Here is a 15,763-nt window from a genome sequence, read left to right on the forward strand (position 1 = left end):
TTTCGCGCCTCTGTCATGTGTTGCGTTAGAACATCTGTAACTGCGAGTTGCCATCGTCAGCTGGGAAAGGCGCTAACTCAGGGAGCGTGATACGTTTTTGTATGTCTTTATATAGGTTTGCGGCCAACTCTGGCGCAATTATATTGTCTGCGGTATGGATCATGACATATGGCTGTTTACCTTCGGCAATCCATTGTGGCAACTTGTTGAGCCATGGTTTAAAAAACTCGTAATTTTGTTGTTCTTCTGGATGACCAATAAAGCGAATCAAAGGATGTGAAGCGGTAGCAATGGCGTGAACAGGGACTCGTGGTTTTTTCATTTGTGCATCAATAATCGCCTCATTGTCGGGCTTAGCGGCAAAGACTGGGCGGCTATCCATAATAATGCGGTCAATATTATTCTCTACTAACCATTGGTTAAGTGCTCGCTCTTCTTCGCCTTTGGAGAAAAATGCCATATGGCGAACCTCAACACCGAGAGGGAAGTTAGGTGGAAAGCTCGCACAGAACTTTTTCAGTCGATAAAGGTGCTCAGGACCAAATGCGGCTGGTAATTGAATTGTCCATTGGCCTACACGGTCATGCAAAGGCTCCATGACTTTCATGAAGTCTCTCAGTTGTTCGCTGCAACCTCTTAGCATTTGCTCATGAGTAATGGCTTTAGGAAGTTTGAAAGTAAAGCGAAAATCATCGTGGGTTGCGGCTCTCCAGTTTTGCACTGTATTGAGCGTCGGTGTGGCATAAAATGTCGTGTTGCCTTCCACGGTATGAAACACTTGCGCATACCTTTCTAAACGTTCAGCGGGCTTTGTCCCGCTGCCGTAAAAACTTTGTTGCCATTGATTGTGCGACCACATCGTCAATCCAAGTCGAAGAGGTAAGTTATCCATTATTCTTTACTGCTTGCTACTCGTGTGAATACTTTACGAGAGTTTTGCTGAAATAGGTAATTTCACGCTATAATCCTCCCCAATTTTTTCGCTTTGGTGCGCTTTTGAACATTTGTTGTACTAAAAAGCACCAGTGAATGATAAAACACACGTAATTGTATGTTGAGTAGTCGATTTTCGTGGACATTCAGCGTATAACTGAATCTTTACTCTGCTTAGCAATGAGGCTGACAGAGCGTAGTTAACAACATTTGAGAGATTGGGAATTTCATTATGCGTACCCATTACTGTGGTCACCTGAACAAGTCCCTTGCAGGACAAACTGTAGAACTTTGCGGCTGGGTTAACCGTCGTCGTGATTTAGGCGGTCTTATTTTTATTGATATGCGAGATCGCGAAGGTATCGTTCAGGTAGTTGTTGATCCAGATATGGCGGATGCGTATGAAGTGGCGAACACACTTCGTAATGAATTCTGTATCAAACTAACGGGTGAAGTGCGCGTTCGCCCAGAGAGCCAAGCAAACAAAGACATGGCAACAGGTGAAGTTGAGATCCTTGCGAAAGGTCTTGAAATCATCAACCGTTCTGATGTTCTGCCTCTAGACTTCAACCAAAAGAACTCTGAAGAGCAGCGCCTGAAGTACCGTTACCTAGATCTACGTCGTCCAGAAATGAGCGACCGCATCAAGCTACGAGCTAAAGCGTCTAGCTTTGTTCGTCGTTTCCTAGATGACAACGGTTTCCTAGACATCGAAACACCAGTCCTAACAAAAGCGACTCCAGAAGGCGCTCGTGACTACCTAGTACCTAGCCGTGTTCACAAAGGCAGCTTCTACGCGCTTCCTCAGTCTCCACAGCTATTCAAACAACTTCTAATGATGTCTGGTTTTGACCGTTACTACCAAATCGTTAAGTGTTTCCGTGATGAAGACTTGCGTGCTGACCGTCAACCAGAATTCACTCAGATCGATATCGAAACGTCATTCATGACGGCTGACCAAGTTCGTGCAACGACTGAGAAAATGGTTCGTGAAATGTGGCAAGAGCTACTAAACGTTGACCTAGGTGAATTCCCAGTAATGCCGTTCAGCGAAGCGATTCGTCGTTTCGGTTCTGACAAGCCAGACCTACGTAACCCACTGGAACTAGTAGACGTTGCTGACCTAGTGAAAGACGTTGAGTTCAAAGTATTCTCAGGTCCAGCAAACGACGAAAAAGGCCGCGTTGCCGTTATTCGCGTTCCAGGTGGTGCTTCTCTGACTCGTAAGCAAATTGATGGCTACGGTGAATTCGTTGGCATCTACGGTGCGAAAGGTCTAGCTTGGATGAAGGTTAACGACCGTGCAGCGGGCATGGAAGGTATCCAATCTCCAGTCGCTAAGTTCCTAAATGAAGACGTGATCAACGGCATTCTAGATCGTACTCAAGCGGAATCTGGTGACATTATCCTATTTGGCGCTGATAAAGCGGGCATCGTTGCAGAAGCAATGGGTGCGCTACGTTTGAAACTAGGTAAAGACCTAGAGCTAACGGATGAGTCTGCATGGGCTCCACTATGGGTTGTTGACTTCCCAATGTTCGAAGAAGATGACGAAGGCAACCTACACGCGATGCACCACCCATTCACATCGCCTCTAGGTGTGACTGCAGAAGAGCTAAAAGCAAACCCAGCTGCGGCAAATTCTAACGCTTACGATATGGTTCTAAATGGCTACGAAGTGGGCGGCGGCTCTGTTCGTATCCACAACGCAGATATGCAAGAAGCCGTATTTGATATTCTAGGCATCACACCTGAAGAGCAACAGCTTAAGTTCGGCTTCCTGCTTGATGCGCTGAAATTCGGTACGCCTCCACATGCTGGTCTTGCATTTGGTCTAGACCGTCTAGTAATGCTGCTATGTGGTACAGAGAACATCCGTGATGTTATCGCGTTCCCTAAAACAACAGCAGCGGCGTGTCTACTAACAGACGCACCAAGTATTGCGAACCCAGCAGCGCTAGAAGAGCTAGCAATCGCAGTAACTGCAGCGAAAGAAAAAGACGCAGAATAAGCGCACAACATTTGAAGAAAACTCCCGCAACTGCGGGAGTTTTTGTTTAAATAAACCCAAGAAACTTCCAAAGCAATTTCCCAAGCAACGCTTTTAGAACATGTTTTGTTATTAAGCGTCAAAATACATTAAAAGGTGAATTATGGCTGGTCATAGTAAATGGGCGAATATTCGTCACCGTAAAGCAGCGCAAGATGCGAAGCGCGGCAAAATTTTTACTAAATTAATCCGTGAAATCGTTGTTGCGGCAAAAGAGGGGGGCGGTGAGCCAGAAAATAACCCACGTTTGCGAGCAGCAATTGATAAAGCACTGTCTAACAACATGACACGTGACACTGTCAACCGCGCTGTCAGCCGAGGTGCTGGTGGTGAAGGCGACGACAACATGGAAACCGTGATCTATGAAGGTTATGGTCCAGGTGGTACGGCGGTCATGGTTGAATGTATGACGGATAACCGAAATCGTACGGTATCTGGCGTACGCCATGCATTCTCAAAGTCAGGCGGTAATCTGGGGACGGATGGTAGCGTCAACTATCTTTTCGACAAGAAAGGCGTGATTTCATATGGCCCAGGTTTAGATGAGGATGCGGTAATGGAAGTGGCATTAGAAAGTGGTGCTGATGACATTGAAACGGCAGAAGATGGCTCGATTGATGTCTACACGGCCCCAGGCGACTTTGGACTCGTAAAAGATGCCCTTGATGCCGCAGGTTTTGAGGCAGAGAACGCGGAGGTGTCGCTGATCCCATCTACGAAAGCAGATTTGGACGCGGATACTGCGCCAAAACTACTTCGTTTGATTGACGCTTTGGAAGATCTGGACGACGTTCAAGAGGTTTATCACAATGGTGATATCTCTGACGACGTTGCGGCTACGCTAGATTAAACTCAAGGTGTCGGGAGCGGTATTTGCTCCGAAGTTAGCAAGTAATAATAAAAAGACTGAGGCCGAATTAGGCCTCATTTTTAGGAACATTCATGTCAATTATTTTGGGCATTGACCCAGGTTCGCGCATTACCGGCTATGGGGTCATTCGTCAAAATGGACGCCACTTGCAATACCTTGGTAGTGGCTGCATTCGTACTTCAGAAAAAGAACTTCCGGGTCGGCTTAAACAGATTTATGCAGGCGTCACGGAAATCATTACCCAGTTTCAACCGGACGTTTTCGCGATCGAGCAAGTGTTTATGGCCAAAAACGCGGATTCAGCGCTAAAACTTGGCCAAGCTCGTGGCAGTGCAATTGTTGCTGCGGTGAATGCGGAGTTGCCGGTATTTGAATACGCGGCTCGTCTTATTAAGCAAGCTGTCGTCGGCACTGGTGGCGCGGACAAAGCGCAAGTTCAGCATATGGTTCAGCAGATGCTTAAATTGCCCGCCAAGCCTCAAGCGGATGCAGCCGATGCTTTAGGTGTGGCGATTTGTCATGCCAATACTAACAAGACTCTCGTTGCGTTAGCGGGCAAAGCAACCAGTGCCAGAAAAGGGCGCTACCGTTAAAATTAACTGGATGTCTATCCAGTTCTTTATTATCCTGTCGCAAATTCATTTCCAAAGAGTATTTATAGTGATTGGACGTCTTCGTGGCATACTGATTGAAAAGCAACCACCTGAAGTATTAATTGAAGTTAATGGCATTGGCTATGAAGTCCAGATGCCAATGAGCTGTTTTTACGAACTGCCAAATGTTGGCGAAGAAGCCATTATTTATACTCACTTTGTTGTCCGTGAAGATGCGCAATTGCTATACGGTTTCAACACGGTAAAAGAACGAGCACTTTTCCGTGAAGTGATCAAAGCCAATGGCGTTGGTCCTAAACTCGGTCTTGGTATTCTCTCTGGTATGACAGCAACGCAATTTGTTACTTGTGTGGAACATGAAGACGTTTCTACGCTGGTTAAGCTTCCAGGCGTTGGCAAGAAAACCGCAGAGAGATTGGTTGTTGAAATGAAAGACCGCTTGAAAGGGTGGGGCGCTGGCGATCTATTTACACCATTTACGGATGCTGCTCCTGCGGATTCTAGTGCGACATCCAACAACGCGGAAGAAGAAGCAATCAGTGCGCTTCTAGCTCTAGGTTACAAGCCGACTCAAGCGTCGAAAGTGGTATCTCAGATCGCTAAACCGGACATGAGCAGTGAGCAAATGATCCGTGAAGCTCTAAAATCAATGGTGTAACGCTGGTTGCACAGTGAACATTTGTTCAAGATAACTCATTCTCTAAGGTTAATGCCAATCGCTTAACGATGTTTTTTGTGTCATTCCAGCGAGCCTGGCGAGACTGGGAATCTAATAGCAGCACGCTGAGCGGTTAATGAAACAATTTGACCATAAATCGCTCGGATAGAAGATCCTGTATCACGCTCCTTCGTCGCTGTACAGGATGACGAGATATAGAAATATGCCACTTGCTGTTAAACGAGCGGCATTATTCTCTCAGGTAACCATTTTTCAAGGTAAAAAGATGATTGAAGCCGATCGTTTAATCGCGCCAGAAAACCCTGCCTTTCGTGATGAAGATGTCATTGATCGTGCTATTCGGCCAAAAAAATTAGCGGATTACCAAGGTCAGGACCATGTCCGTGACCAAATGGAGATCTTCATTAAAGCTGCTCAGTTACGTAGCGAAGCACTTGATCACCTTTTGATTTTTGGTCCCCCAGGTTTGGGTAAAACCACACTTGCGAACATCGTTGCCAATGAAATGGAAGTGAACATTCGCACTACTTCAGGCCCTGTACTTGAGAAAGCAGGCGATTTGGCCGCGCTGTTAACCAACCTCGAAGAAAACGATGTGTTGTTCATCGATGAGATTCACCGCTTGAGCCCGATGGTTGAAGAGGTGCTATATCCGGCGATGGAAGATTATCAACTGGATATTATGATCGGTGAAGGTCCGGCCGCTCGTTCTATTAAGATCGATTTACCACCGTTTACGTTAATTGGTGCGACGACCCGAGCGGGCTCTTTGACGTCACCATTGCGCGACCGCTTTGGTATTACTCAGCGCCTTGAGTTTTATAAGATAAAAGACCTCCAAGATATCGTGCAGCGAAGCGCGGATTGTTTAGGTTTATCAATGGAACCTGAAGGTGCATTGGAAGTGGCAAGACGTGCGCGTGGCACACCACGTATTGCTAACCGTTTGCTACGCCGTGTTCGTGATTATGCGGAAGTAAAAGGCAATGGTCACATTTGTGCCGATGTTGCCGATAAGGCGTTGAATATGCTTGATGTGGACGCCGAAGGCTTCGATTACATGGACCGTAAGCTACTACTCGCGATTATGGAAAAATTTGGTGGTGGTCCGGTCGGGCTCGACAACATGGCAGCGGCGATAGGTGAAGAAAAGGACACTATTGAAGACGTTCTTGAACCTTATCTTATTCAGCAAGGTTATTTACAACGCACTCCGCGTGGAAGAATCGCGACAGATCGTGCGTATTTGCATTTCGGAATTGAAAAATAAGATTCCCTCGCTGGGCCTTTGTTGCCCAGCGCTTCATTAAAGTTGACCAAACTCACATTTTTTGAATTTTTTCTCATACTGGTTTAGTAAGTAAAAAGCATTGATTGTTAACTCGATGTTTGCTTGCAACTGGTTAATTTCTCTCCTGATTACTCTCTCTTAACATCCGTATCCAATACTGGTTGATCTAGATCAATGTGATGGATTTTTGTGCAAATTCCGCGCATAAACATTGATGTATATCAAAGCGCGTTACGGCTATAAACCTTTTGAAACAATCTGTTTTTACAAGTAATATTAGCCCCAGCTATATTAGCTGATGCTTAACAATTAACTAACCAATGAAGCACATTTTTGCAACAATGAGTTGTGATAATTCAACATTTTTCAAGTGTAAATAACACCTGAATATGGATTGCAATATGTAGAGAGTGTCATTCAGCCGACACATAGGAGTTACCATGATTGACGTAGTTGATCTATCGCGGTTGCAGTTTGCACTGACAGCGATGTATCACTTCCTATTCGTACCATTGACCCTTGGTATGGCCTTCCTTCTGGCCATTATGGAATCGATGTACGTAATGACGAACAAGCAAATCTATAAGGACATGACCAAGTTCTGGGGTAAGCTATTCGGTATTAACTTTGCACTTGGTGTGGCGACAGGCCTTACCATGGAGTTCCAGTTTGGTACGAACTGGTCTTACTACTCCCACTATGTAGGTGATATCTTCGGTGCACCGCTAGCGATCGAAGCACTTGTCGCATTCTTCCTGGAGTCAACTTTTGTTGGTCTATTCTTCTTCGGGTGGGATCGTCTATCTAAACGCCAACACTTAGCGGTTACCTGGCTTGTGGCACTAGGCTCTAACTTCTCTGCTCTTTGGATTCTTATCGCAAACGGCTGGATGCAAAACCCAGTAGGCGCAGATTTCAACTTCGAAACCATGCGAATGGAAATGGTGAGCTTCTCTGAGGTTGTACTAAACCCAGTTGCTCAGGTTAAGTTCGTGCATACGGTTGCTTCTGGTTACACTTGTGGCGCAATGTTTATTCTAGGCATCAGTTCATACTACCTATTAAAAGGTCGTGACATTGCGTTTGCTCGTCGTTCGTTTGCTATTGCTGCTTCTTTCGGTATTGCAGCTATCTTATCTACCATCGTTCTTGGTGACGAATCTGGCTACGAGCTTGGTGAAGTTCAAAAAGTGAAACTCGCTGCAATTGAAGCAGAGTGGCACACTGAACCTGCACCTGCCGCATTTACGTTATTTGGTGTTCCTAACCAGGAAACGATGCATACCGATTACGCAATTAAGATCCCTTACGTAATGGGTATTATCGCGACACGCTCTTTTGATGAGCAAGTAACAGGTCTTCGTGATTTACGTGATGAACACGTCGATCGTATTCGTGACGGCATGTACGCTTATGAACTTCTAGAGAAGCTTCGTGCGGGCGACAAGTCAGAAGAAAACATGACTGCGTTTGATGAAGTGAAAGGTGACCTAGGTTACGGTCTACTTCTAAAACGCTACACAGACAATGTTGTTGATGCAACAGAAGAGCAAATCCAAGCTGCTGCGGACGACTCAATCCCAACAGTATGGCCGCTATTCTGGTCATTCCGTATCATGGTTGCTTGTGGCTTCATCATGTTGTTTGTCTTTGGTGCGGCGTTTATCCAAACGTGTCGTCAGAAGATTGAACAGAAACAATGGATTCTAAAAGCTGCACTATTTAGCATTCCACTACCTTGGATTGCAATTGAAGCGGGTTGGTTCGTCGCTGAGTACGGCCGTCAGCCTTGGGCTGTAGGTGAAATTCTACCAGTGCATGTTGCAGCTTCTGCGCTAACTGCAGGTGAAATCTGGACTTCACTCTTCGCAATTCTGGCGCTATACACGGTATTCCTGATTGCAGAAGTTTACCTAATGTTGAAATTCGCTCGTAAAGGCCCAAGTAGCCTGAAAACGGGTCGCTACCACTTCGAGCAAAATGCTGACTCTGTTGAAGACAAAGTTAGTCGCCAAGTAGAAGCGTAAGGTAAGGAGATAACAAGATGTTTGATTACGAAATCTTGCGACTCATCTGGTGGGTACTAATCGGTGTTCTACTAGTTGGTTTTGCAGTAACAGACGGCTTCGATATGGGTGTAGGCGCGCTTGTACCTATCATCGGTAAAAACGACACGCAACGCCGTGTCATGATTAACTCAATTGCTCCTCACTGGGATGGTAACCAAGTTTGGCTTATCACTGCTGGTGGTGCACTGTTCGCAGCTTGGCCTTTGGTTTACGCAACGTCATTTTCAGGCTTCTACTTAGCGATGATTTTGACACTAGCAGCGCTATGGCTTCGTCCTCTTGGCCTAGACTACCGCTCTAAAATCGAAGATCCAAAATGGCGCAATAGCTGGGATATCTGTATCTCAATCAGTGGTTTTGTTCCGCCAATCATCTTTGGTGTAGCGTTTGGCAACCTTCTACAAGGTGTACCATTCCAATTGAGTGAGTTCTTGATGCCAACATACCATGGCTCATTCTTTGGTCTACTAAACCCATTTGCACTGTTGTGTGGTCTAGTAAGCTTGTTCATGATTTTGATGCAAGGTTCTACTTGGCTACAAATGAAAACAACAGGCGAAGTGCATGTGCGTGCGCGCAACGTTGCTCAGTTGGCTGGTTTACTGACGGTTGCTGCGTTTGTAGCGGCTGGTTTCTGGATCCAAAATATCGATGGCTACGTCATTGTTGGCGGTATCGACACTAACGCAGCTTCTAACCCTCTAAACAAAGAGGTTATCCGTGAAGCTGGTGCGTGGATGAAGAATTTTGAAAACTACCCATTACTACGGGCTGCTCCTGTACTAGGTGTTGCAATGCCGCTTCTCGCTGTATTGGCATCTCGTCTTGAAAAATGTGCGATTTCGTTCATTACTTCAAGCTTGGGTGTTGCTGGTGTTATCTTTACTGCAGGTTTTGCGATGTTCCCATTCATCATGCCTTCAGACTTAATGCCAAGCCACAGCTTAACAATTTGGGATGCAACGTCATCTGAGCTGACTCTGAACCTAATGACAGGCGTTGCGTTTGTTATGGTGCCAATCATCCTTGGCTACACATCTTGGACTTACTACAAGATGTTTGGTCGCCTTGATGACCAGTACATTGAAGACAACAAAAACTCACTTTACTAAGGAGCATTTACTATGTGGTATTTCGCATGGATTCTAGGTGTACTACTTGCTTGTGCATTCGGTATCATCAACGCTCTTTGGCTAGAGCACTCAGAAATGATGGATAAAGACAGTGAGTAACCTCGCTGATAAGGTAGCGAAACTTCACGCACCAATGGATAAGACTCTGCTACGAGTCTTATCTCTCATCCTTGGCTTTATGCACATAGGATTGGTGATGTGGGACCCTGAAGCTTACCATCAAGCAATTGGTGGTTTTAACTCAATCATCGCACCAGCACTGATTTGGTCTGTATGTTCAAGCATGGTGTATGGGGTGGGCTTCAAGCCAAGAAACTGGTACTGGCAAGTTTTGTTTAGTCCTTATTTCTCGTTAGCTATCTTAATTTATCTAACGGCACTTTATTTCATTTAGGCTGAAATATGCTGTAATAAAGTCGGTTACTAAATCATCGAATAAAAGCTAGGTATCTCGCCTAGCTTTTATTTTTTCTACAAATTTCAAAAATATTTCCTTAGCTCGGTACCAATTGCTGTCGCTTCAGTTATAGTAATTACTTTAAAGAATTGAATATATTGGTACTCCCTTGCAAGGCACATCAAATCTCTTTCACTGGCTGATCACCGTGTACTATGAAGACACTGATGCGGGCGGTGTTGTATATCATTCTAATTATCTAAAATTCTTTGAGCGCGCACGGACAGAGATGTTACGTGCTAAAGGCATTTCTCAACATGTGTTACTGGAACAAAATATCGGCTTTGTTGTCCGACACATGGATATCGATTTCAACCAAGGGGCTAGGCTGGACGAGCATCTGACAGTCGTAACCCGAGTGTCAGAAATAAAACGTGCTTCTCTGCAATTCTGTCAAGAGTTGGTCAATGATCAAGGCAAGATATTGTGCAAGGCCTCGGTTAAGGTAGCATGTATCGATAATAAGAAAATGAAACCAATAGCTATTCCAACCTTTATAAATTCGGAGCTAACAAATAGTGACTGCTGATATTTCCATTTTAGATCTCTTTCTTCAGGCCAGTCTGTTGGTAAAGCTTGTGATGCTGACGTTGCTTGGCATGTCAATTGTGTCATGGGCAATGATCATCAAGCGCAGCAAAGTGCTTTCTCAAGCGTCAAAAAATGCAGAGCAGTTTGAAGACAAATTTTGGTCGGGTACTGATCTTTCTCAGCTTTACCAAAAAGTAAAAGCGCGTAAAGACGAAATTGAAGGCACAGAAGAAATCTTCTACGCAGGTTTTACAGAGTTTGCTCGCCTACGTAAGAGCAACGCAAATTCACCAGCTTACATCATGGAAGGCACTGGCCGCGCAATGCGCGTTGCTGTTTCTCGTGAAGTTGATGAGCTAGAAACAAGCTTACCGTTTTTGGCAACAGTCGGTTCTATAAGCCCTTATATCGGCCTATTTGGTACCGTTTGGGGCATCATGCACGCCTTTATTGCGCTGGGTGAAGTAAAGCAAGCTACGTTGTCTATGGTTGCACCGGGTATCGCCGAGGCACTTATCGCGACAGCGATGGGTCTATTTGCGGCTATTCCGGCAGTAATGGCGTACAACCGCCTAAGCAATAAAGTGAGTAAACTAGAGCACACTTACGCAACATTTTCTGAAGAATTCCACAGCATCCTTCATCGTCAAGCGATGGCTGGCCGAGACAGCGCGGATAAGGAATAAAGCATGGCGGGTTATCAACCTAAAAAGCGAAAAATGACAGCGGAGATCAACGTTGTTCCGTATATCGACGTAATGCTCGTACTGTTGATCATTTTTATGGCGACCGCTCCATTTGTGACTCAAGGCGTCGACGTTGATCTTCCGAAAACATCGACTGCAGAATCTATGCAAGACCTTGCTGGCGAGACTGACAGTAGCTTTATTATCATCGAAATTGATAGCGAGGGTAATTTAGGCCTAAGCGTCAATGATGAAGAAGTTCAGCGAGGTTTGTCGTTGCAAGATGTTATTGTGCGAGTGAAAGCGGAGCGAGAGGTTAAGCCGGATTCACCAGTTGCGGTAGGTGGCGACGCGGCAACACCATATGCCGATGTTGTTCTATTGCTGGATGAACTAAGTCGAGCTGGTATCCCTAAGGTAGGTCTAATGACCGATATCAGGGAATAGACATCAATTATCTATGAAAGATCACAAGAAGAAACCCAACCAATACACCAAACCGATAGCAATATCGGTTGGTTTGCATGCAATTCTAGTTGCAGCCCTGCTTTGGGGGACGGACTTCAATATGTCTAAACCAGAGCCTACAGGGCAAATGGTTCAAGCTGTTGTCATCGATCCAAAACTTGTGCAGCAACAAGCGAAAGAAATTCGCCAGCAACGCGAAAAGGCAGCGAAAAAAGAACAAGAGCGTCTTGATAAACTGAGACGCGAAGCAGAGCAGCTAGAAAAAAACCGCAAAGCTGAAGAAGAGCAAATTCGCAAGTTGAAAGAGCAGCAAGCGAAAGATGCTCAAGCGGCACGAGAAGCAGAAGCTGCGCGTAAGAAAAAAGAGCAAGAGCGCAAGCAGGAAGAAGAACGTGTTCGCAAAGAAAAAGAGCGAGCTGCTAAGCTAGAAAAAGAGCGCAAGGAAAAAGAAGAAGCCGTGCGTAAAGCTGAACAGCAGCGTTTAGCAAAAGAGGCGGCTATCGCAAAAGCTGAGCAAGAACGTTTAGCTCGTGAAAAAGCAGCAAAAGAAGCGGAAGAAAAAGCACGTCGTGAGCGTGAAGCAGCTGAAAAAGCTGAACAAGAGCGCATCGCAAAAGAGAAAGCGGCAAAAGAGGCAGCGGAGCGAGAGCGTAAAGCGAGAGAAGCAGCTGAGCGTGCCGAGCGTGAGCGTAAAGCTCAAGAAGCCGCGTTAGATGATATTTTTGCGGGTCTCGAGGATGAGGTCAGTAAAAACAGTGCTGCGCGCAATCAATTTATTGACGACGAACTTTCTCGTATGTCATCCATCTATACTCAAAATATTCAGCAAAAGCTGATTAAGGATGACTACTTGCTGGGAAAGGAGTGTAGGGTAAACATCAAATTGATTCCGACAGGAACTGATATGATGGTCTCTGGTGTTACCGTTTTGAGTGGTGATGCTCGAGTATGTGCTGCGGCGAAGCGAGCAATAGCTCAGGTAGGGACGTTCCCTAAATCTTCAGAATCAGCGGTCAATGAAAGACTAAAAGACATCAACATAACTGTTGCTTTGGACTAAAAGGAATAAGACGTGATTAGACGCCTTTTACTAGGAATGTTTGTACTGTTTAGCAGTATGACAAATGTGGCGAATGCCGCATTAGAGTTGGTCATTACCGATGGTATTGATTCAGCACGACCAATTGCTGTTGTTCCGTTTAAGTGGGAGGGCACACAAGCGCTTCCAACGGATGTTTCTGCTGTTATCGCCTCGGATTTACAACGTAGTGGTAAATTTAGCCCAGTTCCAACGAGCAAAATGCCACAAACACCGTTCAGTGAATCAGAAGTTAATTTTGATGCTTGGACCAATTTAGGCGTGGATGCGCTATTGACTGGTTCAATCAAGCAAAACGACCAAGGTGACTACGTTATCAACTATCAACTTGTTGATATTGTGCGTGGTCAGTTAACGGGTGGGAAGAGTAAGGCGCTTGGTAGTGACGGTGAATTGGTTCTGTCAAAAGATCATGTGCTGTTCAATAAAGTAGCCACTGTTCAAGGGCCTCGTATGCGTGAGTACGCTCACCGTATCTCTGATTTGGTGTATGAGCAGTTGACTGGCGACCGTGGCGCTTTCATGACTCGTATCGCATATGTGGTAGTGAACGATAAAGACCGTTTCCCTTACCAACTTCGAGTCGCTGATTACGATGGTTACAATGAGCGTCTGGTTTTACGCTCTAAGCAACCATTAATGTCACCAGCGTGGTCACCAGATGGTAAAAAGCTTGCGTATGTTAGCTTCCAAAATGGCCAAGCAGAAATCTTCATAATGAACATCTACACCGGTGAACGTGAGAAAATTACTTCATACCCACGTCACAATGGTGCACCAAGATTTTCGCCTGATGGCAATAAGTTAGCGATTGTTCTTTCTAAAACAGGCTCGCTTCATGTTTATACGTTTGACCTTAACACTCGTAAACTGACGCAAATTACGCGTGGCAGATCAAATAATACGGAACCGTTCTGGCATCCGGATGGAAAATCGTTGATTTTCACATCGGATAGGGGTGGTAAACCACAGATTTATCAAGTAAATTTGGGCAGCGGTTCTATTGACCGTTTGACTTGGCAAGGCAGCCAAAATTTGGGTGGTCAGATTACTCCTGATGGGCGATTCCTAGTTATGGTGAACCGCAGCAACGCAGGATTTAATTTGGCGAAACAAGATTTGGAAACTGGTGCTCTTCAAGTCTTAACTAAGACCTTGCTTGATGAGTCTCCTAGTATTGCCCCAAACGGTGGCATGGTTGTGTATAGCTCGATTTACAACAAGAAAAACGTACTATCGATGGTGTCAATTGATGGTCGATTCAAAGCTAGATTACCGGCAACAAATGGGCGTGTTCGAGCGCCTGCATGGTCACCGTTTTTGTAGTAATAAGTTTGATTAATAAAGGAAAATAAGATGCAACTGAACAAGGTTATAAAAGGGCTACTAATCGCGCTTCCTGTAATGGCTGTTACAGCGTGTAGTTCAAGCGACGACGCTGCTTCTAACACTGGTGCAGCAACAAACAACAATGGCGCAGTGGAAACAACAGTAGCTACGCCAATTGATCAAAGCGGTCAGTTGACAGAGCAAGAGCTAAAAGAGCAAGCGCTACGTGAAACTCAAACAATCTACTTTGCTTTTGACAACTCAACAATTGCAGCAGATTACGAAGAGATGCTAGCGGCTCACGCTTCTTACCTAAGCAAGAACCCAGCACTTAACGTAACTATCGAAGGTCACGCTGATGAGCGTGGTACTCCTGAGTACAACATCGCTCTAGGTGAGCGTCGTGCACAAGCAGTAGCGAACTACCTACAAGCACTAGGTGTTCAAGCTGACCAAATCTCAATCGTTAGCTACGGTGAAGAGAAGCCACTTCTTCTAGGTCAATCAGATGAAGTTTACGCTAAGAACCGTCGCGCGGTTCTAGTATACTAATTCGAGGTAATCCTCATGTTCAGTAACACTAAGCGCGCTGTTGCGCTTACGTTACTGGCAAGTGCAGCGAACTTTGCGTTCGCTGCACCAGCTCCAGTATCCGATCTCAACAGCACATCATCCGTCTCTAAGAGCCGTTCATCTGAAACGGAAGTAGAGCGTCTAGAGCGCTTGCTACAAAACCGCAATCGCGTTCAGCTCCAAATGCAACAGCAAATTGACCAAATGTCACAAGAGATCAGTGAATTACGTGGTCAATTAGAGCGAAATAGCTACGAAATGAAGCAAATGTTGCAACGTCAACGAGAGTTGTTTGTCGAGCTGGATCGTGTTCGTGGAGAGATAAAATCCGCGCCTGCGCAAGAAGCGAAACCGGCTAAAACAGGTGGTCAGTACACACCAAATGTTGATGAGCAAACGGCATACCAAAATGCAGTCGACCTCATCCTCAAGAAACGTGACTACACTGGCGCAATTGCAGCGTTCCAGCAGTTCCAGAAAGATTATCCTGATTCTACATATTCAGCGAATTCTCACTACTGGCTAGGTCAGTTGTACTTCGCTAAAAAGCAGGATGAGGATGCAGTGAAAAGTTTTGCCGCTGTTGTGTCTTATAAAGACTCCAATAAGCGAGCCGATGCGTTGCTTAAGTTAGGCGAAATCGCTGAGCGTAATAACAATGCAGCTCAAGCGAAAAAGTACTACCAACAAGTGGTTGATGAATACCCAGGTAGTGCATCTGCAAAACTTGCCAGCTCTAAGCTGTAAGACGTTATGTTTTGAAAAGGAAGCTTCGGCTTCCTTTTTCTTTTCCATTTTCTGTTGGTGCAGAACGGCTAAGTCGATAGCAATGATGCAGAGCCTCTGACCTTATGTTGCACCGAATTTCGCTACTCGGAAATGCTACCTGTAACAAAGATATACGGCTAGACCGCTAGAAATCCCCGCGACAAGTTGGTTTTTGAAAATTAACGAGGTTACAATACTCGGATTAAAGGAAG

Annotated in this window: 17 protein-coding genes; 16 read left to right on the plus strand and 1 reads right to left on the minus strand. The window is 45.3% G+C overall.

What is annotated here, in order from left to right:
- Positions 1–25: 25 nt before the first annotated feature.
- Positions 26–892, minus strand: a complete 867-nt coding sequence (locus R7F07_RS08905) for a DUF72 domain-containing protein (RefSeq protein ID WP_318110482.1) — start codon at positions 890–892, stop codon at positions 26–28.
- Between the two features lie 273 nt (positions 893–1,165).
- Between R7F07_RS08905 and aspS the strand changes: the two genes are divergently transcribed.
- From aspS to ybgF, 16 genes are all read left to right on the plus strand, one after another.
- Entirely contained in the window at positions 1,166–2,944 is a 1,779-nt protein-coding gene (gene aspS, locus R7F07_RS08910) for an aspartate--tRNA ligase (protein ID WP_005378401.1), read from the plus strand.
- 142 nt (positions 2,945–3,086) lie between these two features.
- Positions 3,087–3,833: a YebC/PmpR family DNA-binding transcriptional regulator gene (locus R7F07_RS08915; protein ID WP_005378402.1), complete on the plus strand. Its 747-nt coding sequence runs from the start codon at positions 3,087–3,089 to the stop codon at positions 3,831–3,833.
- Positions 3,834–3,925: 92 nt separating this feature from the next.
- The gene (gene ruvC, locus R7F07_RS08920; RefSeq protein ID WP_005387909.1) at positions 3,926–4,447 is read left to right on the plus strand and encodes a crossover junction endodeoxyribonuclease RuvC; all 522 of its coding nucleotides are present in this window, start codon (positions 3,926–3,928) and stop codon (positions 4,445–4,447) included.
- A 67-nt stretch (positions 4,448–4,514) separates the two neighbouring features.
- The gene (gene ruvA / locus R7F07_RS08925; RefSeq protein WP_017820041.1) at positions 4,515–5,126 is read left to right on the plus strand and encodes a Holliday junction branch migration protein RuvA; all 612 of its coding nucleotides are present in this window, start codon (positions 4,515–4,517) and stop codon (positions 5,124–5,126) included.
- Positions 5,127–5,412: 286 nt separating this feature from the next.
- Positions 5,413–6,417: a Holliday junction branch migration DNA helicase RuvB gene (gene ruvB / locus R7F07_RS08930; protein WP_005378312.1), complete on the plus strand. Its 1,005-nt coding sequence runs from the start codon at positions 5,413–5,415 to the stop codon at positions 6,415–6,417.
- Positions 6,418–6,878: 461 nt separating this feature from the next.
- A complete protein-coding gene (gene cydA, locus R7F07_RS08935) occupies positions 6,879–8,465 on the plus strand; it encodes a cytochrome ubiquinol oxidase subunit I (RefSeq protein WP_005378311.1) in 1,587 nt (528 codons plus the stop codon).
- 17 nt (positions 8,466–8,482) lie between these two features.
- On the plus strand, positions 8,483–9,619 hold the full coding sequence (gene cydB, locus R7F07_RS08940) for a cytochrome d ubiquinol oxidase subunit II (RefSeq protein ID WP_318110483.1): 1,137 nt from the start codon (positions 8,483–8,485) through the stop codon (positions 9,617–9,619).
- Between the two features lie 12 nt (positions 9,620–9,631).
- The gene (gene cydX / locus R7F07_RS08945; RefSeq protein WP_000270284.1) at positions 9,632–9,739 is read left to right on the plus strand and encodes a cytochrome bd-I oxidase subunit CydX; all 108 of its coding nucleotides are present in this window, start codon (positions 9,632–9,634) and stop codon (positions 9,737–9,739) included.
- A complete protein-coding gene (ybgE, locus tag R7F07_RS08950) occupies positions 9,732–10,034 on the plus strand; it encodes a cyd operon protein YbgE (protein ID WP_033905055.1) in 303 nt (100 codons plus the stop codon). Before cydX ends, ybgE begins: the two co-directional genes overlap by 8 nt.
- Positions 10,035–10,206: 172 nt before the next feature.
- Positions 10,207–10,626 carry a tol-pal system-associated acyl-CoA thioesterase gene (ybgC, locus tag R7F07_RS08955; RefSeq protein WP_318110484.1) on the plus strand — a complete coding sequence of 140 codons (420 nt, stop codon included), beginning with the start codon at positions 10,207–10,209 and terminating at the stop codon, positions 10,624–10,626.
- Complete coding sequence (tolQ, locus tag R7F07_RS08960) at positions 10,616–11,314, plus strand: protein TolQ (RefSeq protein ID WP_005378301.1); 699 nt, start codon at positions 10,616–10,618, stop codon at positions 11,312–11,314. The genes ybgC and tolQ overlap by 11 nt, the downstream gene beginning before the upstream one ends.
- Positions 11,315–11,317: 3 nt before the next feature.
- Positions 11,318–11,761 carry an ExbD/TolR family protein gene (locus R7F07_RS08965; protein WP_005378298.1) on the plus strand — a complete coding sequence of 148 codons (444 nt, stop codon included), beginning with the start codon at positions 11,318–11,320 and terminating at the stop codon, positions 11,759–11,761.
- A 13-nt stretch (positions 11,762–11,774) separates the two neighbouring features.
- On the plus strand, positions 11,775–12,842 hold the full coding sequence (gene tolA / locus R7F07_RS08970) for a cell envelope integrity protein TolA (RefSeq protein ID WP_054575111.1): 1,068 nt from the start codon (positions 11,775–11,777) through the stop codon (positions 12,840–12,842).
- 12 nt (positions 12,843–12,854) lie between these two features.
- Positions 12,855–14,207: a Tol-Pal system beta propeller repeat protein TolB gene (gene tolB / locus R7F07_RS08975; protein ID WP_005387925.1), complete on the plus strand. Its 1,353-nt coding sequence runs from the start codon at positions 12,855–12,857 to the stop codon at positions 14,205–14,207.
- 30 nt (positions 14,208–14,237) lie between these two features.
- Positions 14,238–14,762 carry a peptidoglycan-associated lipoprotein Pal gene (pal, locus tag R7F07_RS08980; RefSeq protein ID WP_054575112.1) on the plus strand — a complete coding sequence of 175 codons (525 nt, stop codon included), beginning with the start codon at positions 14,238–14,240 and terminating at the stop codon, positions 14,760–14,762.
- 15 nt (positions 14,763–14,777) lie between these two features.
- Positions 14,778–15,530 carry a tol-pal system protein YbgF gene (gene ybgF, locus R7F07_RS08985; RefSeq protein ID WP_005387926.1) on the plus strand — a complete coding sequence of 251 codons (753 nt, stop codon included), beginning with the start codon at positions 14,778–14,780 and terminating at the stop codon, positions 15,528–15,530.
- Positions 15,531–15,763 lie beyond the last annotated feature (233 nt).

This window comes from Vibrio sp. YT-16, assembly GCF_033337405.1.
GTDB lineage: Bacteria > Pseudomonadota > Gammaproteobacteria > Enterobacterales > Vibrionaceae > Vibrio > Vibrio alginolyticus.

Excerpts from the sequence above, each read along its gene's own strand:
- tolA (WP_054575111.1), top strand. The coding sequence starts at position 11,775 with ATGAAAGATCACAAGAAGAAACCCAACCAATACACCAAACCGATAGCA.
- ruvB (WP_005378312.1), top strand. The coding sequence starts at position 5,413 with ATGATTGAAGCCGATCGTTTAATCGCGCCAGAAAACCCTGCCTTTCGT.
- cydX (WP_000270284.1), top strand. The coding sequence starts at position 9,632 with ATGTGGTATTTCGCATGGATTCTAGGTGTACTACTTGCTTGTGCATTC.
- cydA (WP_005378311.1), top strand. The coding sequence starts at position 6,879 with ATGATTGACGTAGTTGATCTATCGCGGTTGCAGTTTGCACTGACAGCG.
- pal (WP_054575112.1), top strand. The coding sequence starts at position 14,238 with ATGCAACTGAACAAGGTTATAAAAGGGCTACTAATCGCGCTTCCTGTA.
- R7F07_RS08905 (WP_318110482.1), bottom strand. The coding sequence starts at position 892 with ATGGATAACTTACCTCTTCGACTTGGATTGACGATGTGGTCGCACAAT.
- R7F07_RS08965 (WP_005378298.1), top strand. The coding sequence starts at position 11,318 with ATGGCGGGTTATCAACCTAAAAAGCGAAAAATGACAGCGGAGATCAAC.
- cydB (WP_318110483.1), top strand. The coding sequence starts at position 8,483 with ATGTTTGATTACGAAATCTTGCGACTCATCTGGTGGGTACTAATCGGT.
- ruvC (WP_005387909.1), top strand. The coding sequence starts at position 3,926 with ATGTCAATTATTTTGGGCATTGACCCAGGTTCGCGCATTACCGGCTAT.
- ybgF (WP_005387926.1), top strand. The coding sequence starts at position 14,778 with ATGTTCAGTAACACTAAGCGCGCTGTTGCGCTTACGTTACTGGCAAGT.
- aspS (WP_005378401.1), top strand. The coding sequence starts at position 1,166 with ATGCGTACCCATTACTGTGGTCACCTGAACAAGTCCCTTGCAGGACAA.
- R7F07_RS08915 (WP_005378402.1), top strand. The coding sequence starts at position 3,087 with ATGGCTGGTCATAGTAAATGGGCGAATATTCGTCACCGTAAAGCAGCG.